This is a genomic window from Micromonospora sp. NPDC004551 (assembly GCF_040609975.1).
Classification (GTDB): Bacteria; Actinomycetota; Actinomycetes; order Mycobacteriales; family Micromonosporaceae; genus Micromonospora.
Genome location: NZ_JBEXLM010000012.1, coordinates 1 through 26,004, shown reverse-complemented (window position 1 = coordinate 26,004; position 26,004 = coordinate 1). Strand labels below are relative to the sequence as shown.

The following is a 26,004-nucleotide window of genomic DNA, read 5'->3' as shown; positions in this document are numbered from 1 at the left end:
CGGCTCACTCCTCACGCTCACGGTGCAACCTTAACGACGACCGTTCCGGCGAACTTGTCGTGCAGGGTCTGCTGCCAGGGCTTGTCCCAGAGTTGCCAGAACCCGTCGAGGTAGTTGGCGAACGGCACCAGCGAGCCGGCGACGAACTCCACCAGGTACCGCCGGCCGAGGACGCCCCGCGTCAGCGGCGCGGTCGGGTCGAGCGGGACGATGCGCAGCTTCATGGCCTTCTTGCCGAGCGTCTGGCCGGTCCGGCGGGCGTACTCGACGTGGTAGAGCCAGTAGAAGACGAACATCACGACCAGCAGCCCGGCCTCGGCGAGCAGGACCGGCAGGAAGAAGTCGGTCAGCACCGTGGCCGGGTCGGGCTCGGGAATCGTCCCGTCCGGGGCGACCGCCATCATGTCGCTGAACACCCGGAACCAGAGCCAGAGGAAGACCGGCAGGAAGAGCACCATGGCCACCCCGGTCGCCACCGCGGTGTCGATCAGCCAGGCCACCAGCCGCTCGCCGAACCCCGCCAGCGGCTGCCCGTTGGGGGCCAGGGTGGGCGGCACGAAGGCGGCGTGCGGGGCGTACCCCGGCGGTGGGGCCGGGTAGTGGGGCAGCCCGGTGTACGCGGGCGGGGTGTGCTGGCGCGGCGGCTGGTACGGCCCGGACGGCGGCGCGAAGCCGCCGCCCGCGGGCGGGGGCCCGGCGGGCGGCGGAGACGCGGGGGAAGGCTCGGTCACGCGGACAGTGTTACAGGTTGCCGCGCTTCTCCTGCTCCCGCTCGATGGCCTCGAACAGGGCCTTGAAGTTGCCCTTGCCGAAGCCGAGCGAGCCGTGCCGCTCGATCAGCTCGAAGAAGACGGTCGGGCGGTCCTGCACCGGCTTGGTGAAGATCTGGAGCAGGTAGCCGTCCTCGTCCCGGTCGACGAGGATCTTGCGGGACTGGAGCTCCTCGATCGGCACCCGCACCTCGCCGATGCGGGCGCGCAGCTCCGGGTCCTCGTAGTAGGAGTCCGGGGTGTCCAGGAACTCGACGCCGGCGGCCCGCATGGCGTCGACGCTGGCCAGGATGTCGTTGGTGGCCACGGCGATGTGCTGGGCGCCCGGGCCCTGGTAGAACTCCAGGTACTCGTCGATCTGCGACTTCTTGCGGGCGACGGCCGGCTCGTTGAGCGGGAACTTCACCTTGCGGGTGCCGCTCGCGACCACCTTGCTCATCAGCGCCGAGTAGTCGGTGGCGATGTCGTCGCCGATGAACTCGGCCATGTTGCTGAAGCCCATGACGCGCTTGTAGAACTCGACCCACTCGTCCATCCGGCCCAGCTCCACGTTGCCGACCACGTGGTCGACGGCCTGGAAGAACCGCTTCGGCTGGATGCCGGCGTCGATCATCGGCTGGCGGTCAACGATCGGGCCGCGGGCCACGAAGCCGGGCAGGAAGGAGCCGGTGTAGCGGGACCGGTCGATGAGCGTGTGCCGGGTGTCGCCGTACGCGGCGATGGCGGCCATCCGGACGGTGCCGTGCTCGTCGCTGAGGTCGTGCGGCTCGACCAGTCCGGTCGCGCCCTGGGCGGTGGCGTGCGCGTACGCGGCGTCTACGTCCGGCACCTCCAGCGCGATGTCCGAGACCCCGTCGCTGTGCTTCGCCACGTGCTCGGAGCCCTCGGCGTCCGGCCGGACCGCGCCGGTCAGCACGAAGCGGGCCGAGCCGCTGGTCAGCACGTACTGGGCGTGGTCCCGGTAGCCCTGCTCCGGCCCCCGGTAGGCCACGCAGGTCATGCCGAACGCCGTGGAGTAGTAGTGGGCGGCCTGCTTGGCGTTGCCCACCAGGAAGTGCACGTGGTCGAGGCCCTTGACCGGGAACGGGTCGCGGGTGATGTCGTGGTCGACGGCGCCGACGAGGGCGTCGACGTCGACCTCCTCGGTCGACTGGGGTCGGTCGATCGCCTGGGTCATGGTGGCCTCCCTTGCGTACCGGCCGGCCTCGTGGGCCGCCGTTCGTCTGCTGTTGTGGCGAGGATCGCCGGGCGGCCGCCGGTTGGGCAACAGTTGGCGTAAATCCTGGTCAGGTTGTGCATTCGGTAATATGAAACCCCATGAACGCTGGACAGGATGTACAGCTCGACTCGCTGGACGCCCGCTTGATCGATCTGCTCGCCGAAGAGCCGCGGATCGGGGTGCTGGAGTGCTCGCGGCGGCTCGGCGTGGCCCGGGGCACCGTCCAGGCCCGGCTCGACAAGCTGGTCGAGCGGGGGGTGATCGGCGGGTTCGGGCCGGACATCTCGCCGGCCGCGATCGGCTTCGGGGTGACCAGCTTCGTGACCCTGGAGATCAGCCAGCGGCACGGTCACGACCAGGTGACCGCGCACCTGGCCGCGATCCCCGAGGTGCTGGAGGCGCACACGATCACCGGCTCCAGCGACCTGCTCTGCCGCATCGTGGCCCGGTCGAACACCGACCTCCAACGGGTCATCGACCAGATCGTCGCCTCGGAGGGCATCCGCCGCGCCTCCACGATCATCGCCCTGGCCGAGCAGATCCCCTACCGCACCCTGCCCCTGGTCCGCTCCGCCGCCCGCGGGGGCTGACCCAGAAAGCGGCGCGACACGACCGTTCGGGGGGCCGGCGCAGCGGTGCTCGTCGCTACCGTGTGCGGTGTGAAGGGCCTTGGCGTACGCGGCTGGTTGCTGCTGGGGCTCATCACCGTGATCGTGCTCGCCGCCACCGGGGTGTGGAACCCGTTCCCCGCCCTGTGGGACTGGGTCGATCGGAGCAAGCCGCTCTCCGACCCGGAGCCGGTCTGGCAGCAGCGGGTCGGCGGCACCCCGAAGAGCGTCACCATCGCCGGCGACACGGTGATCGTGGAGCAGCGCACCCGGGTCGAGGCGCGGAGCCTGGCCACCGGCACGCAACTCTGGGAGCGCAAGGCGGACTGGGCGGCGGTGGCCGGCAGCGAGCGGGCCCCGGTCGTCGCCGTGGGCAAGCTCCTCGACAAGGGGTACGAGGTGCTCGACCCCGTCACCGGCGTCGTACGCCGCCGCGACGAGCGCGCCATCGCCGTCTGGACCTACCGGAACCTGCTGCTCGACGCGTACTGCGTGCGGTCCACCGACTGCACGCTGCGCGCCTGGGACCCCCGGGGCAGCACCCCGCTGTGGAGTGCCTTCCTCCCCGGTGTGAACAGCGGCGTGCTCGCCGACAACCCGGAGCTGCTCGGCACCCGGCGGCTGGGCACCCCGCGGATCGACGGCGGGGTGGCCGGGCCCGAGTCGGTCCCGCCGCTGCTCGGCTTCCCGGTCGACGACCGGGTGCACGTGGTCGACACCGCCACCGGCCGGGTGCTCCAGAACGTCGAGCCCGGCCGCGAGGAGCGGCTCGCCGTGGTCGGCGGGCGGCTGCTCCGGATCGCCGCCACCTCCCGCGACGGGACCTGCCAGTTCGTCCTCACCGCCGTCGACCCGGCCACCGGGCAGCAGGTGTGGCGGCGCAACGGCGTGAACCTGCGGACCGCCGACTACGCCGGCTGCGTGCAGCGGGAGGACCCGCAGGGCGCCCGCAACGTGCTGGTCGGGGTCGCCCCGGACGGGCGCGAGGCGGTGCTCGACGGGTACGACGGCCGGCTGCTCCAGGTGGGCGCGGAGGGCGAGAAGCTGCTCGCCGTCGACGACCGCTACGCGCTGGTCCGCAGCGCCGACAAGGGCTCGATCCTCGGCCGGGACCTGTCGGCCGACCGGACCCGGTGGACCCGGCCGGCGGGCGGCAAGACCGGCGCGGCGCTCACCCCGTACGCAGCGCTGATCGCCGAGGAGAAGCCGTCGCGGCTCATCGCCGTCGAGCCGCGCACCGGTCGGGAGCTGGTCCTGCTGCGGACCTCCGCCAACGCCCTGGCGGTCGGCCCGAACGGCATGATCATCGGGGAGGGCCGCGAGATCGGGTACGTCCGCTGGGGCGCCGGCGCCGCCGAGGTGCCTCCGCCGGACGAGGGCGCGGTGCCCGTGCCGGACCCGGGCGACACCTGGCGACCCCCGGCCGGCCAGGGCAGCTGCGGCCCGAAGAACGAGCTCTGCGCCGACGGCAAGTGACGCCGGGTGAGAGCGGCGTCCCAGGACGCACCCGGCGGGTGCCACCGATCGACGGCTCTGCCCTAGGCTTTTCCGTCATGAGCAGTGCCGCCGCCTTCTCGTACGCCCCCCTGCTGCCGACCGGACCCGACCAGACGGAATACCGCCTGGTCACGGATGAGGGCGTCGACGTCGTCAACGGCCCGGGTGGCCGCCGGTTCCTCACCGTGGAGCCCGCCGCGCTGACCGCGCTGACCGCCGAGGCGATGCACGACATCGCCCACTTCCTCCGCCCGGCCCACCTGGCCCAGCTCCGCTCGATCATCGACGACCCGGCGGCCTCGCCGAACGACCGGTTCGTCGCGCTGGACCTGCTGCGCAACGCCAACATCGCCGCCGGTGGCGTGCTGCCGATGTGCCAGGACACCGGCACCGCCATCGTGATGGGCAAGCGCGGCCGGCACGTGCTCACCGACGGCACCGACGCCGAGGCGATCTCGCGCGGCGTCTACCAGGCCTACACCCGGCTCAACCTGCGCTACTCGCAGCTCGCCCCGCTGACCATGTGGGACGAGCGGAACACGGGCAGCAACCTGCCCGCCCAGGTCGAGCTCTACGCCGAGGACCCGGACGGGCACGCCGACGCCTACAAGTTCCTCTTCATGGCCAAGGGCGGTGGCTCGGCCAACAAGTCCTACCTCTACCAGGAGACCAAGGCGCTGTTGAATCCCACGCGGATGATGCAGTTCCTGGAGGAGAAGCTGCGCCTCATCGGCACCGCGGCCTGCCCGCCCTACCACCTGGCCATCGTCATCGGCGGCACCTCCGCGGAATACGCGCTGAAGACCGCCAAGTACGCCTCCGCGAAGTACCTCGACGCCCTGCCGACGCAGGGTTCGATGAGCGCGCACGGCTTCCGCGACCTCGAACTGGAGGCCGAGGTGCTGGAGCTGACCCGCAACTTCGGCATCGGCGCGCAGTTCGGCGGGCGCTACTTCTGCCACGACGTACGGGTGGTCCGGCTGCCCCGGCACGGCGCGTCCTGCCCGGTGGCCATCGCGGTCTCCTGTTCGGCCGACCGCCAGGCGGTCGCCAAGATCACCCCGTCGGGGGTCTGGCTGGAGCGCCTCGAGACCGACCCGGCGCGCTACCTGCCCGACGTCACCGACGCCCACCTCGACAGCTCCGAGGTGGTCCGGGTCGACCTCAACCGGCCGATGGACGAGATCCGTGCCGAGCTGTCGAAATACCCGGTGAAGACCCGGCTGTCGCTGACCGGCCCGCTGGTGGTGGCCCGGGACATCGCCCACGCCAAGATCGCCGAGCGGCTGGACGCCGGCGAGCCCATGCCGCAGTACCTGCGCGACCACGCCGTCTACTACGCCGGCCCGGCCAAGACCCCCGAGGGCTACGCCTCCGGCTCGTTCGGCCCGACCACGGCGGGCCGGATGGACGCCTACGTGGAGAAGTTCCAGGCGGCCGGCGGCTCGATGGTGATGCTGGCCAAGGGCAACCGCTCTGCCCAGGTCACCCGCTCCTGCCAGACCCACGGCGGCTTCTACCTCGGCTCGATCGGTGGCCCGGCCGCCCGCCTCGCGCAGGACTGCATCAAGCACGTCGAGGTGCTCGAATACCCCGAGCTGGGCATGGAGGCGGTCTGGAAGATCGAGGTGGAGGACTTCCCGGCCTTCATCGTGGTCGACGACAAGGGCGAGGACTTCTTCGCCGAGGTCACCAAGCCGGTGCTCACCGTCGGGCGGCGCTGAGTTCCGACGTACGCCAAGGGGCGCCGGGTGGGATCCCACCCGGCGCCTCGGCTTCGCGGGCCGAGCTGGGCTGGGCGGGCGGCCGGCAGTGCTTTCCCTGCGGGTGGGCGACCAGCGCGGCAGGATGGTACGCGTGACGACTCCAGAGGCGACCGGCTACCGGATCGAACGCGACTCGATGGGCGAGGTGGAGGTGCCCGCCGAGGCGCTGTGGCGGGCGCAGACCCAGCGCGCGGTGCAGAACTTCCCGATCTCGGGGCGCGGCATCGAACCGGCCCAGATCAAGGCCCTCGCGCAGATCAAGGGCGCGGCGGCCCAGGTCAACGCCGAGCTGGGGGTGATCGGCGCGGACGTGGGGGAGGCGATCGCCACCGCGGCCGCGCACGTGGCCGACGGCGGATACGACGACCAGTTCCCGGTCGACGTCTTCCAGACCGGCTCGGGCACCTCGTCCAACATGAACACCAACGAGGTCATCGCCACGCTGGCCGGCCGTGAGCTGGGCCGGAACGTGCACCCGAACGACGACGTCAACGCCTCCCAGTCCAGCAACGACGTCTTCCCATCCTCGATCCACCTGGCCGCCACGCAGGCGGTGGTGGAGGACCTGCTGCCCGCGCTCAAGCACCTGGCCGGCGCGCTGGAGGAGAAGGCCACCGAGTTCGAGACCGTGGTGAAGGCCGGGCGTACCCACCTCATGGACGCCACCCCGGTCACCCTGGGGCAGGAGTTCGGCGGCTACGCCGCCCAGGTCCGCTACGGCGTGGAGCGGCTGGAGGGGTCGCTGCCCCGGCTGGCCGAGCTGCCGCTCGGCGGCACCGCCGTGGGCACCGGCATCAACACCCCGCTCGGCTTCGCCGCGAAGGTGATCGAGAAGCTGCGCGCCTCGACCGGGCTGCCGCTGACCGAGGCCCGCAACCACTTCGAGGCGCAGGGTGCCCGGGACGCGCTGGTGGAGACCTCCGGCCAGCTCCGCACCGTCGCCGTCGGTCTCTACAAGATGGCCAACGACATCCGCTGGATGGGCTCCGGCCCCCGGGCCGGCCTGCGCGAGCTGCGCATCCCCGACCTCCAGCCCGGCTCGTCGATCATGCCCGGCAAGGTGAACCCGGTGGTCGCGGAGGCGATGCGGCAGGTGTGCGCGCAGGTGATCGGCAACGACGCCGCGGTGGCGTTCGCCGGTTCGCAGGGTGACTTCGAGCTGAACGTGATGCTGCCCGTGATGGGCCGCAACCTGCTGGAGTCGATCCGGCTGATCTCCGCGGCGAGCCGGCTCTTCGCCGACCGCCTGGTGGTCGGCCTGGTCGCGGACGCCGAGGTCTGCCTGGCGTACGCCGAGGGCTCGCCGTCGATCGTCACCCCGCTGAACCGCCACCTGGGGTACGACGAGGCCGCCTCGATCGCCAAGGAGGCGCTGGCCAAGCAGGTCTCCATCCGCGAGGTGGTGATCTCCCGCGGGCACGTCGACTCGGGCAAGCTCAGTGAGACCCAGCTCGACGAGGCCCTGGACCTGCTCCGGATGACCCACCCCTGAGTCGCGGCGCCGCCCGGGCCCGCTCGCCGATCGCCGGCCCGGGCGGCGTCAGGAGTGGGACGCGGCCTTGCGGGCCCGGTAGGCGCTCACCGCCGCCCGGTTGCCGCAGCCGCCGTCGCAGAACCGGCGGGACCGGTTCTTGGAGAGGTCGACCAGCACGTTCTCGCAATCTGGGTGGTTGCAGAGGCGCAGCCGGCTCAGCTCGTCCATCCGGACCAGGTCGGCCAGCGCCATCGCGGCCTCGACCGCCATCCGGGTGGCCAGCGGCGCGTCCCGCGGCACGGCGTGCAGGTGGTACGGCTCGTCGTCATGCCGGACGAGCTGGGGCAGGGCGTGCGACTCCCGGAGCAGCCCGTTGACGACGGTCACCACCTCATCGGTGTCGGCGTGCCAGATCCGGCGGAGCCGGGGCCGCAGCGCCCGCACCTCGCGCAGCTCCGCCTCGGTGTGCTCGTGCCGGCCCGTCCATCCGTACGCTGTGAAGAACTCGTCGAGGGCCGTCACGTCGGGCAGCCCTTCCCGGTCCGGGCCGGCCGTGTTGACCAGCGCCGCGGCCGCGACCAGGCCGCACTCGGTGTCATGAGCAAAAAGCAACTTGACTCCTGTCGAGGTGCCCGCCTAGCGTCATGAGCATAACTCCGATTTGCTCATGTCCGGTCGACCCAAGGAGCTGTCGATGCGTGAACGGCCCGGCGTCGGCCTCGGCCTGGCGCTGCTCTCCGCGCTCACCTTCGCCACCTCGGGCAGCTTCGCCCGACCGCTGATCACCGGCGAGTGGTCCGCCGAGGCGGTGGTGCTCGCCCGGGTCGGCATCGCCGCGCTGGTGCTCGCCGTACCCGCGCTGCTGGCGCTGCGGGGCCGGTGGCCGGTGCTGCGCCGCAACGCCGGCACGCTCGTGGTGTTCGGGCTGCTGGGGGTGGCCCTGGCCCAGGCCTGCTTCTTCAACGCCGTCCGCTACCTGCCGGTCGGCGTCGCGCTCCTGCTGGAATACCTGGGCATCGTGCTGGTGGTCGGCTGGATGTGGCTCGTCCACGGCCAGCGGCCCCGGCTGCTCACCGTGGCCGGTTCCCTGACCGCCCTGTGCGGGCTGGTGTTCGTGCTGGACCTGACGGGCACCGGCAGCCTCGACCCGGTCGGCGTCCTGTGGGGACTCGGCGCCGGGGTCGGGCTGGCCGGCTACTACGTCATCGCCGGCCGGGTCGACCCCGCGCTGCCGTCGGTGGTGATGGCCAGCGCGGGCATGGCCGTCGGTGCCCTGGTGCTGCTCCTGCTCGGGCTGGTCGGGGCGCTCCCGCTGCACGCCGGCACCGCCGATGTGAGCTTCGCCGGGCACGAGATGAGCTGGCTGGTGCCGATCGCCGGCCTGTCGCTGATCGCCGCCGTGGTCGCCTATCTCACCGGCGTCGCCGGGGCCCGCCTGCTCGGCGCGCGGCTCTCCTCCTTCGTCGGGCTGACCGAGGTGATGTTCGCGGTGCTGATCGCCTGGCTCGTGCTGGACGAGCTGCCGACCGCCGTGCAGCTGCTCGGCGGTGCGCTCATCGTGGCCGGTGTGGCCCTGGTCCGGGTGGACGAACTGCGCGGCGGCCGCCCCGAGCCGGTGGACGAGCGGGCCGACGAGCCGGCGCTGGCGTGAGGAACTGCCCGTCGTGCTGCGCGTGGTGGTGTTCGACGCCGACGAGACCCTGCTCGACCTGCGCCCGGCCGTGACCGGCGGGCTGGTCGCCGTGCTCGCGGAGATGCGGGCGCTGACGCCGGCGGCGGCCGCGCTGTCCCTCGCGGACCTCGAGGCCGACTGGCACGCGGTTTTCGGCGAGCGGAGCGCGGCGCCGGTGCACGAGATCCGGCGCGCGGCGCTGGCCCGGTCGCTCGCCCGGGTCGCGCTCGACGACCACCTGGACGTGGTGGCGGCGCTCTTCTTCGCCCGGCGCTTCGCGCTCACCCGCCCGTTCGCCGACGCGCTGCCCGCCCTCGCCGCGCTCCGCGGGCGCTACCTCCTGGGCTACGCCACCAACGGCAACAGCCGCGCGGAACGCTGCGGGCTCGCGGACGAGTTCGCCTTCGAGCGGTACGCGCACGACGGCGGCCTGCCCAAGAAGCCCGCCCCCGAGTTCTACGCCGCGGTGGTCGAGGCGGCGGGCGTGCCGGCGGAGCAGATCGCGTACGTCGGTGATTCCCTCGCCCACGACGTGGCCGGCCCGCAGCGCGCCGGCCTGCGGGGGATCTGGCTCAACCGGCAGGGCCTGCCCTGCCCGCCGGGACTGCGTCCGGACGCGGAGGTGGCGACCCTGGCCGATCTCCCCGAGGCGCTCGCCGCCCTCGACGAGGTGGCCCCGATAGCGACGTCGTAGCCGGCGCGTAGCCGGCCCGCCCAGCCTGGTGGGAGCCGCGGCCATCAACCGCGGTAGATCGAGGTCTCTCACCGAGGAGTCCCATGGGCTGGTTGCACATGTCCCGTCGCCGCTGGAGCGCCATCGCGCTCACGGCCCTCACGGTCGGCACCGTCGCCGCCGTCGCACCGACCGCCCCGGCGCTCGCCGCCGGGCCCACCGACCACGTCCTGTACTGGAACGACGTCCTGCTCCGCACCTTCCGCCAGGTCGGCGGCGCGCCCGGCCCGCTCGCCCGCGCCGGGGCCATGGTCCACGGCGCCATCTACGACGCCGCGAATTCCGCCCTCTGCGCCGACGGAGCTGATCGGTGCATCGGGCAGCCGTACCGGACCAAGGTGAGCCCCACGGCCGGGGTCAGCCCCGACCTGGCCACCGCCATCGATTACGCGGCCTACGACATGCTGCGCAGCATCTGGCCGTCGATCAGCTTCGCCGCCGACCTCACCACCGCGCAGCAGGACATCCCCAGCTCCGCGGCGCGGACGGACGGCCAGCGGATGGGCTCGGCCAGCGCCCAGGCCATGATCAGCTTCCGGACCAACGACGGTTCGCCGGACACCTCCACCTACGCCGACGGCACGGTCGCCGGCCAGTGGCGCCGCACCGGCTCCGGGGAGCCCGCGACCCCCAGTTGGGGGCTGCTGAAGCCGTTCGCCATGACCTCCACCACCCAGTTCCGCCCCGGCCTGCCGGGCGGCTACACCACCTACGCGCAGCTGCTGGCCAGCCAGACCTACGCGAACCAGGTCAACGAGGTGAGGGGCCTCGGTGCGTCCAACAGCACCACCCGCACCGCCGACCAGACGCAGACCGCCTGGTTCTGGGCCAACGACCTCGACGGCACCTACAAGCCGCCGGGCCAGCTCTTCGCGCACACGCAGGTGGTCGCCAAGTCGGCGAAACTCACCCAGGCCGGGAACGCCCGCCTCTTCGCGCTGGTCGGCATCGCGATGGGTGACGCGGCGATCGTCGCCTGGGACGCCAAGTACCAGACCGCCATCGACCTGTGGCGGCCCGAGACGGCGATCCACGAGCCGCAGGACGACAACAACGCGGCCACCACGCCCGACCCGAACTGGAAGCCGCTCTCCGCGAACACCAGCGGGGTCAACTTCTCCCCGCCGTTCCCGGCGTACGTCTCCGGGCACGCCACCTTCGCCGCCGCCTGGGCGGGTGCCATGAAGGGCTTCTTCGGCACCGACGGGTTCCGCTTCGTCGGCGGGACGGAGGACCCGCACGCCGTCGGCGTGAGCCGCAGCTTCACCGGGTTCGGGGCCGCCGCCACGGAGAACGCCCGGAGCCGGGTCTACCTGGGCGTGCACTACCAGTTCGACGCCGACTCCGGGATGTCCGCAGGCACCTCGCTGGCCAACCACGTGACCGGCAACTTCCTGCGGCCGAGCGTGCCGGCGTACACCTTCGACGGCTTCTACGAGGGGTCCGGGTACCTGGGCACCAGCTATCCGGACGCCGTCTCCGGGGGGAACTTCCTCGTCACCTTCAAGCTCACCGCCAACGGGACGCCGGTGACCGACCTGAACGCGGTCGTCGGGGTCTCCTGGAACGGTCAGCCGGCGGCGAGCAGTGGCCCGGTCGCCTTCACCAACGGCCGGTACGAGGTCCGGGTCTACACCGGCAAGTCGTGCGGCCCCGGCGGGCAGACGCTCTCCGTTCTGCTGCGGGACGGGTCAAGCCGCAATCTCCGCGTGACCTGCACCACCGTCTGACACCTGCGGCGCTGGCGGCGCGGTCGGGACCACCGGCCGCGCCCTCGCCGCCTCGACACCCAGCCGCGACAACTGCTGCCGGATCTCGCCCAGCATCCGCTCGGCCTCGGCCAGCCGGTCGAGGGTGAGGGTGAGGTCGATCCCGACGGCCGCAGCCGGCGGGGCCTCCAGCAGCGACCGGTAGGTCCGGGACAGCTCGGGACCCGGCTCGACGCCCAGCTCACGGCGGAGCAGCAGGCGGACCCGGTGGTAGCGGGCGATGGCTTCATTCCGGCGGCCGGCGCGGTCCAGCGCCACGAGCAGGTGGCACCAGAGCGGCTCGTGCCACGGATGCCGCTCGACCAGCGCGGAGAGGCGCGGGATCAGCTCGTGGTGCCGGCCCGCGTCGAGGTCCAGGTCAACCAGGTCAGCGAGGACGGCCAGCAGTTCCTCGGTGAGGCGGGCCGCCGCAGCCCGGGCGAAGGGGGCGTCGATGTCGCCGAGCGGCGGACCGACGTGGAGCCCCAACCCCGCCCGGTACGCCTCGGCCGCTGCGGCCGGCTGCCCGGTGGCGGTCAGCCGGCGCCCCTGTCGGGCCAGCCGGCGGAACACCTCCACGTCGATCTGGGACGGATCCGTGCGAAGCACGTAGCCGCTGTCGTGGGTGACGATCTGGGCGTCCGGGACAGCGCGCAGCCAGCGGCGCACCGCGGAGATCTGGCCGTGCAGCTGGGTGCGGACGGTGCGCGGCGGCGCCTCGCCCCAGACCGCGTCGATGATCTGCTCGACCCGGACCAGCGAGTTGGCATCGAGGAGCAGAAACGCCAGAACCGCCCGCGATCGCCGGCCGTCGAGGCGGTGCTGGCCGGGCCCCTCAACAGCGAGCGGGCCCAGCAGTCGGAATCTCATGACAGCGGTGCCGGGTGGCGGCACACGACACGCGAAAAGAAGCCCATCAGTCCTCCGGCCCCCGTCTTTGGAGGAGAACGCCAAGCTGCTGTAACCATAGAAGTTGCTTGATGCAATGACAATCGTGCGCAGGGTCACGGCGGTCCCGCCGGCCGTTTCCGTGGACCGGTGGTGTGCGAGGCGGCGGCTCTCACGGCCGCCAGCCCCGGGCGACCAGTGCGGCGCGGATCTCGCGGACCAGCGCGGGAAACTCCCGGTCCAGCCGGCGACCGCTCACGCGCGGCACCAGCCAGCCGGCCGCCCCGAGCTGGTGGAGCCGATGACGGTCCCGGTCCAGGTGATCCGGGTCGGCGTGCCACCGGCCGTCGTGCTCGACGGCGACGCGGAACTCGGGCCACGCCAGGGCAGGGAGCAGGACCAGGCCCGACGGCCCGCGCACCGGGTGCCGCGCGACCGGGCGGGGCAGGCCGGCCAGCACCAGCCGGACCCGCAGGTGCGACTCGGGCGCGGACCGCGCCCCCGGATCCGCCAGGCCGAACACCCATCGCGCTCGCCGGCCACCGGGCCGTCCCGCATTGCGGTGCGCCACGTCGGCCAGATCGGTCCGGCTGACCGTGCCCATCCGCAGCAGGGCGTCGACGATCCCGACCGCGCGGACCGGATCGGACCAGACCGCTGACTCCCAGGCGCAGACGGCCGGCTCGGTGCGGAGCAGCCGGCCCGGCCCGCTCGGCCGGCCCGGCTCGCCGCCGAGCGGCCCGGGCTCCGCGACGGCCGTAGCGACGAACCGGCTGCTGTTCGCCGAGCCCGCGGCGGTGCTGGAGATCAGGAGGCCGATCCGTTCGGGCGACGACGGGGCCTGGTGCACCCGCACGCCGGGCTGGGCGTCGGCCCGGGCCGACGCCGGGAGCAGGACGTGCACGTCGTCCCGGAAGCCGGCGGCGTGCGCGACCCCGTGCAGGTGGGCCGCCGAGGGGCCGGCGAGCAGCGTGCCCGGCGGGAGGCGGAGCAGCGCGGCGCGACAGGCGAGCGTGTGGTCGCGGTCGAGGCGGGCGTCCGCGTAGACATCCTGCCGGAGCCGGACCCAGGAGGCGCCCCGGAGCTGGTGCCGGGTCAGCAGCCCGCGCCGGACCACGTCCGAGCCGCGGAAGACCTGCCAGGTCAGCTCGGGCGGTCGATGGGGATGAGGTGGCATGTCGACCAGCCTGGCGGCGACGGGCCGCCGCCCGACACCCCTGTGGACAGCCGTGGCCGGCCCGGACGAGGGGCCCTGTGGACAACCACCACGGCGCCCGGACGGTGTGCTACCGGCTCCCGTCCCGCCCGCGCGGAACTCCGGACCCGGGTCAGGACAGGGCTGCGGCGATCGACTCGGCGGCGGCGGCAACCTGGGTGCCGACCTCGGTGACGTCGAGCGGGGTCAGCGAGACCACCCCGACGCTCGCCTCCAGCCCCGGCACCCCGAGCACCGGCGCGGCCACCCCGTAGGCCCCGGACTGCAGTTCGCCGCTGGTGCTCACCGGGGCGGCGGCACCGGCGCGGCCGGCCAGGATGGCGCGTCCGGCGGCTCCCCGCTCCAGCGGGTGCCGCGAACCGGTCCGGTACGCCACGTGGAACGAGGTCCAGCTCGGCTCGACCACCGCGAGGGCCACCCCCTCACCGCCCTCGACCACGGTCAGGTGTGCGGTCGCCCCGGCCTGCTCGGCGAGCCGGCGCAGCGCGGGCAGCGCCCCCTCGGCGAGCAGCGGCTGGGCCCGCCGGGCCAGGTGCAGCACACCGGCGCCGAGCCGGAGCCGGCCCTCGCCGTCGCGGCGCAGCATGCCGTGGTCGGTCAGCGCGCCGACCAGCCGGTAGACCGCCGCCCGGCCGATGCCGAGCCGGTTCGCCGCCTCGGTGACCGTCAGCCCGCCCGGCGCGTCGGCGACCAGGTGCAGCAGGCGCAGCCCCCGGTCCAGGGTCTGCGCCGTCTCTCCCGCACGTGCCGCCGTGTCCACAGCACGCAGCGTACGACCCGGCTCCGGACTCCTTCGATATGCACGGACGGCTACCCTTGTACGGTGACGCTACGCCTGTATGACACCGCCACCCGTTCGGTGCGGGACTTCGTCCCGCGGGAAGCCGGCAAGGTGGGGGTCTACCTGTGTGGTCTCACCCTCCAGGCACCGCCGCACATCGGCCACCTTCGCTCCGGTGTCAACTACGACGTGCTGCGCCGCTGGCTCACCGCCTCCGGTTTCGAGGTCACGTTCATCCGCAACCTGACCGACATCGACGACAAGATCCTGGTCAAGGCGACGGAGCAGGGGCGCCCGTTCTGGTCGATCGCGTACGACAACGAGCAGATCCTGGCCGCCTCCTACCGGGCGCTGAACGTGCTGCCGCCGACCTACGAGCCGCGGGCCACCGGGCACATCCCGGAGATGCACGAGCTGATCGCCCGGCTGATCGAGACCGGGCACGCCTACCCGGCCACCGACGGCTCCGGCGACGTCTACTTCGACGTGGCCTCCTGGCCGGCGTACGGGTCGCTGTCCGGCCAGTCGCCGGAGGACATGCAGTCCGCCGGGGACGCCCCGGAGCGCGGCAAGCGCGACCCGCGTGACTTCGCGCTCTGGAAGGGCGCCAAGCCGGACGAGCCGGCCGACGCCTACTGGCCGTCGCCGTGGGGCCGGGGCCGGCCCGGCTGGCACATCGAGTGCTCGGCGATGTGCTGGCGCTACCTGGGCCCGGAGTTCGACATCCACGGCGGCGGGCTCGATCTCACCTTCCCGCACCACGAGAACGAGATCGCCCAGTCGCAGGCCGCCGACCTGCCGTTCGCCCGCTACTGGGTGCACCACGGCCTGCTCGGCATCGGCGGCACCAAGATGGGCAAGTCGCTGGGGAATACCCTCGACCTCGACTACGTGGCGTCCCTCGGGGTGCGTCCGGTGGAGCTGCGCTACTACTACGCGGCCGCCCACTACCGGTCCCGCATCGACTACTCGGAGGACGCGCTGCGCGAGGCCGCGGTCGCGTACCGGCGGATCGAGGGCTTCGTGCAGCGGGCCGTCGAGCGGGTCGGCCCCGGGCAGCATGGCGAGCTGCCGGGCGGCTTCGCCGCGGCGATGGACGACGACCTCAACACGTCGGCCGCGCTGGCCGTGCTGCACGAGGTGGTCCGCGACGGCAACACCGCGCTGACCGCCGCCGACGATGTGACCGTCCGCACGACGCTCGCCGCCACCCGGGCGATGCTGGATATCCTCGGCGTCGACCCCCTGGATCCGGCCTGGACCGGCGGCGGCCGCGTGGACGACCTGCGCGGCGTGGTGGACTCCCTGATCGCGCTCGCTCTGGAGCAGCGCGCCCAGGCCCGCAGCCGCAAGGACTGGGCCGCCGCCGACGCCGTACGCGACCAGCTCAAGCAGGCCGGCGTGGTCGTCGAGGACACCCCCCAGGGCCCCCGTTGGACTATTGGAGAGCAGGACTGATGGCCGGCAACTCGCAGCGCCGTGGCCGGCGACTGACGCCGAAGGCGGGCGCCCCCAAGGGCTCCGGCGGCAAGAACAAGGACTCCCTCGCCGGCCGGGGCCGCACCCTGCCCGCCGACGAGCGGCCCTGGCACAAGGCCTACTCGGGCACCGAGAAGCTGCCCCAGCGCACCGCCTGGAAGCAGGACAAGGAGCGCCGCGCCGCGGCCGAGGAGGGGCGCGCCCCCAAGATCGGACAGCCGGGCAGCAAGGACACCACCTGGGGCAAGGGCGGGGGTCGGGGCGTTCCGGCCGCGAAGGGCCGGGGCGGCAAGCCCGCCGGCCGGTCCGGGCCACGGGTCGCTCCCGGCCGCAAGGCGAACCCGGCCAAGGACAGCCCGGAGCTGCTGGTCGGCCGGAACCCGGTGCTGGAGTCGCTGCGCGCCCAGGTGCCGGCGACCGCCCTCTACACCGCCCAGGGCATCGACATCGACGACCGGGTCAACGAGATCATCCGCACCGCCGCCGACCGGGGCATCGCGATCCTCGAGATCAGCCGGGCCGAGCTGGACCGGATGACCGGCGGCGTGCTGCACCAGGGCGTCGGCCTCCAGGTGCCGCCGTTCGCCTACGAGCCGTTCGAGGACCTGATGGCGGCGTCGCTGGAGCAGGCCGCCCCGCTGCTGGTTGCCCTGGACGGGGTCACCGACCCGCGCAACCTCGGCGCCGTGATCCGGTCGGCCGCCGCGTTCGGCGCGCAGGGCGTCTTCGTACCCGAGCGGCGGGCCGCCGGGATCACCGCGACCGCCTGGCGGACCAGTGCCGGCGCGGCCGCGCGGGTGCCGGTCGCCCAGGTCACCAACCTGACCCGGTCGCTGAAGGCGTGCAAGGAAGCCGGGTTCATCGTGGTCGGCCTCGACGCCGACGGGCAGACCGACCTCTACGACCTGGAGGCCGCCGTCGGCCCGCTGGTCGTGGTGGTCGGGTCGGAGGGGCGCGGCCTGTCCCGCCTGGTGGGGGAGACCTGCGACCTCACGGTCAGCATCCCGATGGTCTCCGACGTCGAGTCGCTCAACGCCAGCGTCGCCGCGGCGGTCACCCTCGCCGAGGTCGCCCGCCGCCGCTCCGTCGAGGCATAACGCCGACACGAAAAAAGGGGCGGTCCGCCGTGGCGGGCCGCCCCTTTTCTCTGCGTACGTCAGATCCGGTTGCCGGTGGCGGCGTGGAAGACGTGGCTGCGGCCGGTGCGCGGCTTGACGAACACGGTGTCACCCATGTTCGGCATCGTGCGCCGGTCGGTGCGGACCACGAACCGCTCGTTGTGGCCCTCGAGCGCGGCGTGGCCGTAGACGTTGGCGTCGGAGCCCAGGTCCTCGACCAGCTCGACCACGACCGGCATGCCGCCCTCGGTCGGGCTGACCAGGTCGCAGTCCTCCGGGCGGAAGCCGACGGTCACCTTGCCGTCGCCGCCCTCGGCGCGGGCCGCCTCGACCTGCTCGCGGGTCAGCGGCACGTTCAGCTCGGCGAACGAGGCGCCGTTGTCGGTCAGCGGCACGGTCTTGATGTTCATGGCCGGGGAGCCCATGAAGCCCGCGACGAAGACGTTGGCCGGGGTGTCGTAGAGCGCGCGCGGGGTGTCCACCTGCTGGAGGACGCCGTCGAGCATGACCGCGACGCGGTGACCCATGGTCATGGCCTCGACCTGGTCGTGGGTGACGTAGACCGTGGTGACGCCCAGCTTGGCCTGGAGCGACGCGATCTGCGTACGGGTCTGCACCCGGAGCTTGGCGTCGAGGTTCGACAGCGGCTCGTCCATGAGGAAGACCTGCGGCTCGCGGACGATCGCGCGGCCCATGGCGACACGCTGGCGCTGACCGCCGGAGAGCGCCTTCGGCTTGCGGCTGAGGAACTCCTCCAGCTGGAGCAGCCCGGCCGCCTCCTTGACCCGCCGGTCGATCTCCGACTTCGAGGTCTTGCGCAGCTTGAGGGCGAACGCCATGTTCTCGTACACCGTCATGTGCGGGTAGAGGGCGTAGTTCTGGAAGACCATCGCGATGTCGCGGGCCTTCGGCGGGAGGTGGGTGACGTCCCGGTCGTCGATGTAGATCGCGCCGTCGTCGACGTCCTCCAGGCCGGCGAGCATCCGGAGGCTGGTGGACTTGCCGCAACCCGACGGGCCGACCAGGACGAGGAACTCCCCGTCGCCGATCTGGAGGTCGAGCTGGTTGACCGCGGGGCGTTCGGTGCCCGGGTAGATCCGGGACGCCTTCGCGTAGGTGACCGTAGCCATGGTGGAGCGCTTCCTTTCACCGGCAGGAACGTGCCGGACGATCCGAGTGGAAGGAGCGACCGGCGCCCGAGGTGCCGGCCAACGGGCGGTGCACCGGGCAGCCGAGGCCAGCCGGAGTGTCGTCCGTGTCACTGCACCGTAAACGTGTTTGGCGGGCCTGCCAAGACAAGAGGTGGCTCGTGGGACGGAGCGCATACGCATAACGGTCAGGCGGGCACGGTGAGGCATCAATCCCCTCGGCTGTCGGTGGGGATGGGCGTCGATCCGTTGATCCAGCGGTCGGGAAATTGACGTTTTCCGTGCTCGGGACGCCTGCTGAGCGGGATTTCCGGCGCTCAGTCGCTATGCTGACCCCGGACCACGCGCCCCTGTAGCTCAGCTGGCCAGAGCACTCGCCTTGTAAGCGAGATGTCGCCGGTTCGATCCCGGCCGGGGGCTCCAATTCCATCAGGCATTTCGCGGCGGTGGCCGCCGCGAGACGGCCCGATGACAGCAACGCCGACAGCGACGCGGTTCATGACAGCCGCCCGCCGAGCGCCTGACGCATCGCGGTCAGACCGTTGAGTCGGTGGTCAGCGAGGCCAGGATGCGCAGCTTCTCCGCGCTCTCGCTGCCCTGGTCGGGGTAGTAGAGCACCAGGATCACCTCGCCGGCCGGCAGCTTGTCCCGGTTCAGCCGCAGTGTGCCGACCACCGGATGGTTCACCGTGATCGAGCCGCCCTCCAGTTCGCTGACGTCGTGGCGGGCCCAGAGCCGCCGGAAGCGCTCGCTGGCCAGGGAGAGCTCGCCGACCAGTTCGACGATGCGGGCGTCGGCGGTCTCGTCACCGATGGACTTGCGGAAGGCGGCGACGAACCCGGCGGTGGACGCCTCCCAGTCCTGGTGGAACGCCCGCTCCTCGGGGTCGAGCAGCAGCGAGCGCAGCCGGTTCTCGCCCGGTCGCAGGCGCGGGGACAGCGCGACGGCCAGCGGGTTCGACGCCAGCACGTCAAACGAGCGACCCTCGATGAAGGCCGGCACGTCGACGGCGGCCAGCAGGTGGTGCAGCCGGGCCGGGACACGTTCCGGTGGGCGGCGGCGCGAGCGGGCCCGTGGCCGGGCGGTGCTGAGGCCGAGCAGATATTCGCGTTCGACGTCGTCCAGCTCGAGCACCCGGGCCAGCGCCTCGAGGACCTGCGGCGACGGGTTCTTGTCGCGGCCCCGCTCCAGCCGCAGGTAGTAGTCGGGACTGATGCCGGCCAGCAGCGCCACCTCCTCGCGGCGCAGGCCCTTGACCCGGCGGTTGGCGCCGGCCGGGATGCCCGCCCGTTCCGGCGTGATCAGCTCGCGCCGGGCCCGCAGGTACGCCCCGAGCCGACTGGTCGCGTCGTCACCGCTCACGAAGGTCACGATAGTCCGGGCCGGGTGGCCGGAAGGGGGTCCTGCCGCACCCCTGGATCAGCGGGACCTGCCCAGTCGTCGTGATCCGGCTGGAGGGTGGATCGCATGGACATCACGAATCGCACGGTTCTCATCGTCGGCGGCACCTCCGGCATCGGGCTGGGCCTGGCCCGCCGATTCGCCGCCGCCGGCAGCACGGTCATCGTCGGCGGGCGCCGGACCGACCCGGTCGACGGCCTCGCCACCGTCGAGGTCGATGTCACCGACCCCGAGTCGGTGCTGCGGGCCCGCGACCGGGTGCTGGCCGACCACCCGGACCTGGACGTCGTGGTCACGATGTCCGGAGTCATGCTCGTGGAGGATCTCCGCGACCCGACGCACTTCGCCAGCGCCGAGACCACGATTGCGACGAATGTGCTCGGTACCATCCGGGTGATCGACGCGTTCACCCCACACCTCATCGAGCGCGGCGTCGGCACGATCATCACGGTCAGCTCGGGCATCGCCTTCCTGCCGTTCCCGATCGCGCCGACGTACGGCGCGTCCAAGGCGGCCGTGCACGCCTATTCGGAGGCCCTCCGCGCTCAGCTCGTCGGCACCGGCGTCGAGGTCGCCGAACTGGTGCCGCCGGCCGTGGCCAGCCGTCCGGACATCGCGAGCAGGAACCCGCACGCCCTGGACCTCAACGACTACCTCGACGAGGTGATGGGCTTGCTGTCCGAGCAGCCCACCCCGCACGAGATCCTGGTCAAGGGCGTGCTGACGCATCGCTGGGCCGAGCGCGACGGCACCTACGCCGAGTTGGTCGCCCAACGTTCGAAGGCGCTGGCCGGCCTCCCCGGCCGCTGATCCCGGCGTTCAACCCTGGAGGTGGCCGCGGACGTCCCGCGCGATGGCTGCCTGGCTGTCGTCGTCGACCTGCAGGACGCCGTTCTCCGCCATGACCGCGCGGAACTGCTGCTGGTCGTAGGGCACGCCGGGGGGCAGCGGTGCGAGATGCCAGTGCAGATGGGCGTTGCCCTGCCGGCTGCCGAGGCTCATCGAGTACATCCGCTCGGTGGGCAGTGTCGCCGCGATGGCGCGGGCGACCCGGTGCACGACGCCCTGGAAGCGGAGGAACTCGGGCTGCTCCATGTCGTGCACCCAGCTCTCCAGGTGGCGCTTCGGCGCAACGAGGCAGTAGCCCAGCAGCGTCGGGTAGCGGCCGAGGAAGGCGACGGTGTCGTCGTCCTCGTAGACGACGTGGTGCCGGTAGTCAGGATCGCCGGCCAGGAACGCGCAGACGAAGCAGGGCCCTTCGTGCACCCGGCGGGCGTACTGCGCGAAGTCGAAGGTGGCCTTTCGCGGCTGGTTCGCCATGCGAGGAGACTAGGCCGGCTGAGGCGCGTCCGCGGGGGCGGAGGTGCGGCACCTCCGCCCCCGCGGGGTTCGCCGGTCAGCCCCAGTTCTGCGGGGCCGGCTGCCGGGTGGCGGCGTTGAGCCGGTTGAAGAAGTTGGTGGTGGCGATCCAGAGCACCAGTGCCGCCAGCTCCTTCTCCCCGAAGTGCCGGGCCGCCTCGTCCCACACCGCGTCCGGCACGGCGTCGCTCCGGTCGGCGAGCCGGGTGGCGTGCTCGGCCAGGGCGAGCGCGGCCCGCTCGGCATCGGTGAAGTAGGGCGTCTCCCGCCACACGGCCACCGCGAAGAGTCGCTCCTCGGTCTCGCCGTTCTTGCGGGCGTTGCGCGCCCCGGAGTCGACGCAGGCACTGCACCCGTTGATCTGGCTGGCCCGCAGGTGGACCAGTTCCAGGGTGGTTGCCGGCACGCCGGCCGAGTGCGCCGCCTTGTAGAGGAGGTTGACCGCCTTCACGGCGTCGGGGAGGAGAGCCGCCGGGTTCTGGATGCGAGCCTCGAGAGACATTTTCATCCGTCCTGTCCTGTTAGGCTGGCCGGCGTTCGCCGCGCGGCCGCTGTCGTCGTCCGTCACCGGGTTGTCGAGGTCCGGGTCGGTGGCGTGACAGAGGTGACGGTGGTCACCGGAGTTCGTGGGGGATGCGGAGGCCGTGAGCGACACCGACCTGTTGGTCCGCAGGTTCGAGGAGCAGCGCCCGCGCCTGCGGGCGGTGGCCCACCGGATGCTCGGATCCGCCGCCGAGGCCGACGACGCCGTGCAGGACACCTGGCTCCGCCTGAGCCGCGCCGACGTCGGCGCCATCGACAACCTGCCCGGGTGGCTGACCACGACGGTCGGCCGGGTCTGCCTGGACCGGCTGCGCTCGGCCAGTGCCCGGCACGAGGAGGCCACCGACGAGGCGGGGGACGGGCCGGCGGGAGAGGCGGCCGGCGGGCGGGACCCGGAGCAGGAGGCGTTGCTCGCCGAGTCGGTCGGCCGGGCTCTGGAGGTGGTGCTGACCACCCTCGGCCCCACCGAGCGGCTGGTGTTCGTGCTGCACGACATGTTCGCCGTCTCGTTCGAGGAGATCGCGCCGGTGGTGGACCGCAGCGCCCCTGCGGTGCGGCAGATCGCCAGCCGGGCGCGTCGCCGGGTGCAGGACCGCTCGGCCGACCCGGTCACCGATCCCGCACGCCGGCGCCGGGTGGTCGAGGCGTTCCTCGCCGCGTCCCGGGACGGCCGCTTCGACGACCTGGTCACCCTCCTCGATCCGTACGTGGTGATGCGCGCCGACGCCGCCGCGGTGCGGATGGGCGGCACGGCGGAGGCCCGTGGCTCCTCCGTGGTGGCCGACTTCTTCAACGGCCGGGCGCAGGCCGCCGTCCCCGCGCTCGTGGACGGGCTGCCCGGCGCCGTGGTCGTCCTGGACGGCCGGATCCGCCTCGCGATCAGCTTCCTGGTCACCGACCGGATCATCGGCATCGAGACCGTGGCCGACCCCGAGCAGCTCCGCGCACTCGACCTGGTGGTGGGGTGAGCCGCGCCGTCGAGGAGTCGAACCGGGCGATGCTCCGTGCCCGGGACGCCATGGACCGGGCGTACGCGGAGCCGCTCGACGTGCCGGCGCTGGCCCGCATCGCGCACGTCTCGGCGGCGCACTTCATCCGCACCTTCCGGGCCACCTTCGGCGAGACGCCGCACCGCTACCTGCAACGGCGGCGGGTCGAGCGCGCCATGTACCTGCTGGTGCAGACCGACCAGCCGGTCACCGAGATCTGTCACCTGGTCGGCTTCGGCAGCCTCGGCACGTTCAGCCGGACGTTCCGCGACATCGTCGGCGAGTCACCGTCGGCCTACCGGCGCCGGAAGGCGGCGGTGGTGGACGTGCCGAGCTGCTTCACCAAGGCGTGGATGCGGCCGAGCGCGGCGGCCGGGTAACCCGTCAGTTTTGGATAAGCAGCAGGTCAACTGGCTGCTCTAGCGTTCCAGGCATGACGATGACCTCGATTTCCCGCTCCCAGATCTACGTTCTCGACCAGGACGAGGCGCTCGACTTTTACGTCGGCAAGCTCGGCCTCGAGGTGAACACCGACCAGGACCTCGGCTTCATGCGGTGGCTCACGGTCAACGTGCCGGGCGACCCGGAGCACGAGATCCTGCTGGAGAAGCCGGGGCCGCCGGCCCTCGACCCGGCCACCGCCGAGCGGGTCCGGGAGCTGCTGACCAAGGGCGCGATGAGCGGCTGGCTCTGCCTCACCACGGACGACGCACGCAAGTCGTACGAGGACCTGGTGGCCAAGGGTGTGGACATCACCGACGAGCCGACCGAGCGGCCGTACGGGATCGACTTCGGGATCCGCGACCCGTTCGGCAACCGGATCCGCATCGGCCAGATGAACCCCCGCGCCTGACCCGCGGATCCCTCAGCGGGTCCCGCTCGACGACGTCGCCCACCTGCCCCCGGAGCTTCCGCTCCGGGGGCACCACCACATCTGGGTCCCGCCTCCGGGTCGGACTGCGCCGGGCATCAGTCCGTGGCGCGGGTGAGCAGGTCGACCACTGCCGCCGTGGCGGGGGGCGGGGTGATCTCGGGCGGGCAGTCCACGTACCCGGTGGTGGTCGCGCCGACGGTGAGCTTGTAGCTGAACGCGTCCGCGCACATGGTCGCCGGGACGGTGGCGGTGGCCTCGGCGACCAGCCGCGAGTCGGTGGTGAGCTGCCGCAGGCGGTCGAGGTCGGCGTCGCTGAGCCGGCCGGTGCGCGAGGCACCGGCGCGGTCGACCCGGGTCCACCGGCCGTCGGGCTGCACCGTGACGGTGTCCTCGAGCCCGACGATGCCGCCGGACTTGGTGAGCACGACCGGCAGGGCGGTGGTCGGTGCCGGGCCGTCGGACGCGGGCGCACCGCCGTTCTGCGCGCAGCCGGCGAGCGGGGTGAGGAGAGCGGCGAGGAGGGTCGCCGCGGCGGGGGTCGCTCTCATGCCGATCGGACGCACGGCGGAGCCACCCGGTTCCGACACGCTCCGTCGCATCGTCCGAACGGTCAGTGTCTCCGGCAGGAAAGCGCTCGCACCCTTTCACGTTCTTCGATGTATCGCTATATCTACATCAGTGACTACCCCCGTCACAACTTCCCCCCTTCAGGAGGGCCCGTGAAAAGATCCGTCGCCGCCGTCAGCGCAGCGTTGCTCACCAGCGGCGTGCTGGCCTGCGTCACCACCACGGCGCACGCGGCAACCCCGAGCGCACCGTCCCCCGAGTCCGCCGCAACCCGGGCGGAGAGCCTGCTCCGCGCCAACCCCGGTGCCGTCCAGGGCGCCGGCGGGGAGGCGTACCAGGCCGTCCGCACCAAGGTGGACTCCTCCGGGGCCACCCACACCCGGTACACCCGGACCTACCACGGTCTGCGCGTCTACGGCGGTGACTTCGTCATCCACACCGCCCCGAACGGCACGCTGGCCGGCACCTCGGTCGGCCTGGCCGCGCCGCTCACGCTGGGCACCACCGCCAAGGTGAGCGCGTCCGCGGCCAAGGCCAGCGCACGCAAGGCGTTCTCCGGATCGCTCACCTCGGTGGGCGCACCGGAGCTCTTCGTCGACGCCAGCTCGGGCCGGGGCAGGCTGGCCTGGGAGACCGTCGCCAGCGGCTGGCAGGCGGACAAGCAGACGCCATCCAAGCTGCACGTCGTCACGGACGCGACCACCGGCGCGGTGATCGGCTCCTACGACGAGATCGAGACGGTGGTCGGCAGCGGCCAGGGCATCTACACCGGCACGGTCAGCATCGACACGACGCTCTCCGGCAGCACCTACCAGATGGTGGACCCGTCGCACGGCAACGGCCGCACCTGCGACATGAACAACACCACCGGCGGCACCTGCACCACCTTCACCGACCCCGACAACAACTGGGGCAACGGCACCAACTCGAACCGGCAGTCGGCCGGCGTCGACGCCCACTTCGGCGCCGCGAAGACCTTCGACTACTTCAAGAACACCCACGGCCGCAACGGCATCTTCGGCAACGGCAGCGGCGTGCCGAGCCGGGTGCACTACGGCAGCAACTACGTCAACGCCTTCTGGGACGGGTCCCAGATGACCTACGGTGACGGCTCGGGCAACTCCCGCCCGCTGGTCTCGCTCGACGTCGCCGGGCACGAGATGAGCCACGGCGTCACCGAGGCGCTCTCCGGCCTGGTCTACTCCGGTGAGTCCGGCGGCCTCAACGAGGCCACCAGCGACATCTTCGGCAACATGGTGGAGTTCTACGCCGCCGCGCCGAGCGACCCGGGCGACTACCAGGTCGGCGAGAAGATCAACATCAACGGCAACGGCACGCCGCTGCGCTACATGTACAACCCGTCGCTGGACGGCTCGTCCGACTCCTGCTGGAGCACCAGCACGAAGAACAAGGACGTGCACTACTCCTCCGGCGTGGCCAACCACTTCTACTTCAACCTCGCCGAGGGCACCGGCTCGACCGCGTACGGCACGTCGCCGGTCTGCGGCTCGGCGCCGGCGGTGACCGGCATCGGTCGCGCCAAGGCGGAGAAGATCTGGTACCGGGCGCTCGACGTGTACTTCACCTCGAACACCTCGTACGTCAACACCACCACCCCGGCGAACACCGCCCGGGCCTACACCCTGAAGGCCGCCACCGACCTGTACGGCAACTGCTCCACCGAGTACAAGACCGTCCAGGCGGCGTGGACCGCGGTGAACGTGGCCGGCAACGACGCGCCCTGCGGCTCCACCGGCAACGACTTCTCCGTCTCGCTCTCCCCGACCTCCGGCTCGGTGACCGCGGGCGGTTCGACCTCCACCACCGTCGCCACCGCCACCACCAGCGGGACCGCGCAGACCGTGACGTTCTCCGCCTCGGGCCTGCCGAGCGGCGCCACCGCGTCGTTCAGCCCGTCCTCGGTGACCTCGGGCGGCTCGTCCACGCTGACCATCGCCACCACGGCGAGCACCCCGGCCGGCACCTACTCGGTGACCGTCACGGGCACCGGCTCGGTGAGCCACTCGGCGACCTACACGCTGACCGTGAACGGCACCGGCGGTGGCTGCACGGGCGCCGGTCAGAAGCTCGGCAACCCGGGCTTCGAGTCGGGTAACACCGTCTGGTCGTCCAGCTCGGGCGTCATCGGCCAGT

The 26,004-nt window shown here is 72.4% G+C and carries 25 protein-coding genes and 1 tRNA gene; 15 read left to right on the top strand and 11 right to left on the bottom strand.

Annotation, left to right across the window (positions count from 1 at the left end; translation table 11 throughout):
* Positions 1–17: 17 nt before the first annotated feature.
* Together ABZW14_RS16295 and hppD are read right to left on the bottom strand one after the other, a co-directional pair.
* Complete coding sequence (locus ABZW14_RS16295; protein ID WP_355346361.1) at positions 18–731, bottom strand: RDD family protein; 714 nt, start codon at positions 729–731, stop codon at positions 18–20.
* A 10-nt stretch (positions 732–741) separates the two neighbouring features.
* Positions 742–1,947: a 4-hydroxyphenylpyruvate dioxygenase gene (gene hppD / locus ABZW14_RS16290; protein ID WP_355346358.1), complete on the bottom strand. Its 1,206-nt coding sequence runs from the start codon at positions 1,945–1,947 to the stop codon at positions 742–744.
* A 140-nt stretch (positions 1,948–2,087) separates the two neighbouring features.
* On the opposite strand from hppD, the gene ABZW14_RS16285 reads away from it, so the two are divergent.
* The 4 genes from ABZW14_RS16285 (at position 2,088) to ABZW14_RS16270 (ending at position 7,352) form a co-directional block, all read left to right on the top strand.
* A complete protein-coding gene (locus ABZW14_RS16285; RefSeq protein WP_355346355.1) occupies positions 2,088–2,579 on the top strand; it encodes an Lrp/AsnC family transcriptional regulator in 492 nt (163 codons plus the stop codon).
* 60 nt (positions 2,580–2,639) lie between these two features.
* Positions 2,640–4,073 (top strand): PQQ-binding-like beta-propeller repeat protein, encoded by a 1,434-nt coding sequence (locus ABZW14_RS16280; RefSeq protein ID WP_355346352.1) that lies wholly within the window; start codon positions 2,640–2,642, stop codon positions 4,071–4,073.
* A gap of 77 nt (positions 4,074–4,150) precedes the next feature.
* The gene (locus ABZW14_RS16275) at positions 4,151–5,818 is read left to right on the top strand and encodes a fumarate hydratase (RefSeq protein ID WP_355346349.1); all 1,668 of its coding nucleotides are present in this window, start codon (positions 4,151–4,153) and stop codon (positions 5,816–5,818) included.
* Between the two features lie 124 nt (positions 5,819–5,942).
* Entirely contained in the window at positions 5,943–7,352 is a 1,410-nt protein-coding gene (locus tag ABZW14_RS16270; RefSeq protein WP_355346346.1) for a class II fumarate hydratase, read from the top strand.
* 48 nt (positions 7,353–7,400) lie between these two features.
* Here ABZW14_RS16270 and ABZW14_RS16265 read toward each other — a convergent pair whose 3' ends face one another.
* Positions 7,401–7,946, bottom strand: a complete 546-nt coding sequence (locus ABZW14_RS16265; protein WP_355346343.1) for a CGNR zinc finger domain-containing protein — start codon at positions 7,944–7,946, stop codon at positions 7,401–7,403.
* 82 nt (positions 7,947–8,028) lie between these two features.
* Here ABZW14_RS16265 and ABZW14_RS16260 point away from each other — a divergent pair, with 82 nt between their 5' ends.
* The 3 genes from ABZW14_RS16260 to ABZW14_RS16250 all read left to right on the top strand — a co-directional run bounded on the left by ABZW14_RS16260 (position 8,029) and on the right by ABZW14_RS16250 (position 11,469).
* Positions 8,029–8,985, top strand: coding sequence for an EamA family transporter (locus ABZW14_RS16260; RefSeq protein ID WP_355346341.1), 957 nt, complete (start codon positions 8,029–8,031; stop codon positions 8,983–8,985).
* Positions 8,986–8,998: 13 nt separating this feature from the next.
* Positions 8,999–9,700 carry an HAD family hydrolase gene (locus tag ABZW14_RS16255; protein WP_355346338.1) on the top strand — a complete coding sequence of 234 codons (702 nt, stop codon included), beginning with the start codon at positions 8,999–9,001 and terminating at the stop codon, positions 9,698–9,700.
* A gap of 83 nt (positions 9,701–9,783) precedes the next feature.
* Positions 9,784–11,469: a vanadium-dependent haloperoxidase gene (locus tag ABZW14_RS16250; RefSeq protein WP_355346335.1), complete on the top strand. Its 1,686-nt coding sequence runs from the start codon at positions 9,784–9,786 to the stop codon at positions 11,467–11,469.
* Here the strand turns inward: ABZW14_RS16250 and ABZW14_RS16245 are convergent.
* The 3 genes from ABZW14_RS16245 to ABZW14_RS16235 all read right to left on the bottom strand — a co-directional run bounded on the left by ABZW14_RS16245 (position 11,431) and on the right by ABZW14_RS16235 (position 14,351).
* A complete protein-coding gene (locus tag ABZW14_RS16245; protein WP_355346332.1) occupies positions 11,431–12,357 on the bottom strand; it encodes a BTAD domain-containing putative transcriptional regulator in 927 nt (308 codons plus the stop codon). The two genes, ABZW14_RS16250 and ABZW14_RS16245, sit on opposite strands and share 39 nt — an antisense overlap.
* 190 nt (positions 12,358–12,547) lie before the next feature.
* The gene (locus ABZW14_RS16240; protein ID WP_355346329.1) at positions 12,548–13,552 is read right to left on the bottom strand and encodes a hypothetical protein; all 1,005 of its coding nucleotides are present in this window, start codon (positions 13,550–13,552) and stop codon (positions 12,548–12,550) included.
* A gap of 151 nt (positions 13,553–13,703) precedes the next feature.
* Complete coding sequence (locus tag ABZW14_RS16235) at positions 13,704–14,351, bottom strand: helix-turn-helix domain-containing protein (RefSeq protein WP_091267228.1); 648 nt, start codon at positions 14,349–14,351, stop codon at positions 13,704–13,706.
* Between the two features lie 63 nt (positions 14,352–14,414).
* Here ABZW14_RS16235 and cysS point away from each other — a divergent pair, with 63 nt between their 5' ends.
* The gene (gene cysS / locus ABZW14_RS16230) at positions 14,415–15,830 is read left to right on the top strand and encodes a cysteine--tRNA ligase (RefSeq protein ID WP_355346326.1); all 1,416 of its coding nucleotides are present in this window, start codon (positions 14,415–14,417) and stop codon (positions 15,828–15,830) included.
* On the top strand, positions 15,830–16,948 hold the full coding sequence (gene rlmB / locus ABZW14_RS16225; protein ID WP_355346324.1) for a 23S rRNA (guanosine(2251)-2'-O)-methyltransferase RlmB: 1,119 nt from the start codon (positions 15,830–15,832) through the stop codon (positions 16,946–16,948). Before cysS ends, rlmB begins: the two co-directional genes overlap by 1 nt.
* 59 nt (positions 16,949–17,007) lie before the next feature.
* On the opposite strand, the gene ugpC is transcribed toward rlmB, so the two are convergent.
* Complete coding sequence (ugpC, locus tag ABZW14_RS16220) at positions 17,008–18,099, bottom strand: sn-glycerol-3-phosphate ABC transporter ATP-binding protein UgpC (RefSeq protein WP_355346321.1); 1,092 nt, start codon at positions 18,097–18,099, stop codon at positions 17,008–17,010.
* A 364-nt stretch (positions 18,100–18,463) separates the two neighbouring features.
* Between ugpC and ABZW14_RS16215 the strand changes: the two genes are divergently transcribed.
* A tRNA-Thr gene (locus tag ABZW14_RS16215) sits at positions 18,464–18,540 on the top strand.
* A gap of 111 nt (positions 18,541–18,651) precedes the next feature.
* On the opposite strand, the gene ABZW14_RS16210 is transcribed toward ABZW14_RS16215, so the two are convergent.
* The gene (locus ABZW14_RS16210) at positions 18,652–19,479 is read right to left on the bottom strand and encodes a helix-turn-helix transcriptional regulator (RefSeq protein ID WP_355346318.1); all 828 of its coding nucleotides are present in this window, start codon (positions 19,477–19,479) and stop codon (positions 18,652–18,654) included.
* Positions 19,480–19,584: 105 nt separating this feature from the next.
* Here ABZW14_RS16210 and ABZW14_RS16205 point away from each other — a divergent pair, with 105 nt between their 5' ends.
* Positions 19,585–20,328, top strand: a complete 744-nt coding sequence (locus ABZW14_RS16205) for an SDR family NAD(P)-dependent oxidoreductase (protein ID WP_355346315.1) — start codon at positions 19,585–19,587, stop codon at positions 20,326–20,328.
* 9 nt (positions 20,329–20,337) lie between these two features.
* On the opposite strand, the gene ABZW14_RS16200 is transcribed toward ABZW14_RS16205, so the two are convergent.
* Together ABZW14_RS16200 and ABZW14_RS16195 are read right to left on the bottom strand one after the other, a co-directional pair.
* The gene (locus ABZW14_RS16200) at positions 20,338–20,838 is read right to left on the bottom strand and encodes an HIT family protein (protein WP_355346312.1); all 501 of its coding nucleotides are present in this window, start codon (positions 20,836–20,838) and stop codon (positions 20,338–20,340) included.
* Between the two features lie 76 nt (positions 20,839–20,914).
* Positions 20,915–21,379 carry a carboxymuconolactone decarboxylase family protein gene (locus tag ABZW14_RS16195; protein ID WP_355346309.1) on the bottom strand — a complete coding sequence of 155 codons (465 nt, stop codon included), beginning with the start codon at positions 21,377–21,379 and terminating at the stop codon, positions 20,915–20,917.
* A gap of 142 nt (positions 21,380–21,521) precedes the next feature.
* On the opposite strand from ABZW14_RS16195, the gene ABZW14_RS16190 reads away from it, so the two are divergent.
* Genes ABZW14_RS16190 through ABZW14_RS16180 form a run of 3 tightly spaced genes read left to right on the top strand, consistent with a single transcriptional unit; the run spans position 21,522 to position 23,262 of the window.
* Positions 21,522–22,388, top strand: coding sequence for a sigma-70 family RNA polymerase sigma factor (locus ABZW14_RS16190; RefSeq protein ID WP_355346306.1), 867 nt, complete (start codon positions 21,522–21,524; stop codon positions 22,386–22,388).
* Positions 22,385–22,789 (top strand): AraC family transcriptional regulator, encoded by a 405-nt coding sequence (locus ABZW14_RS16185; protein ID WP_355346303.1) that lies wholly within the window; start codon positions 22,385–22,387, stop codon positions 22,787–22,789. The genes ABZW14_RS16190 and ABZW14_RS16185 overlap by 4 nt, the downstream gene beginning before the upstream one ends.
* A gap of 53 nt (positions 22,790–22,842) precedes the next feature.
* Positions 22,843–23,262, top strand: coding sequence for a VOC family protein (locus tag ABZW14_RS16180; protein WP_355346300.1), 420 nt, complete (start codon positions 22,843–22,845; stop codon positions 23,260–23,262).
* A gap of 116 nt (positions 23,263–23,378) precedes the next feature.
* On the opposite strand, the gene ABZW14_RS16175 is transcribed toward ABZW14_RS16180, so the two are convergent.
* On the bottom strand, positions 23,379–23,831 hold the full coding sequence (locus ABZW14_RS16175; protein ID WP_355346297.1) for a hypothetical protein: 453 nt from the start codon (positions 23,829–23,831) through the stop codon (positions 23,379–23,381).
* 171 nt (positions 23,832–24,002) lie between these two features.
* Here ABZW14_RS16175 and ABZW14_RS16170 point away from each other — a divergent pair.
* On the top strand, positions 24,003–26,004 hold a 2,002-nt coding region (locus ABZW14_RS16170; protein WP_355346294.1), incomplete at its 3' end, for a M4 family metallopeptidase.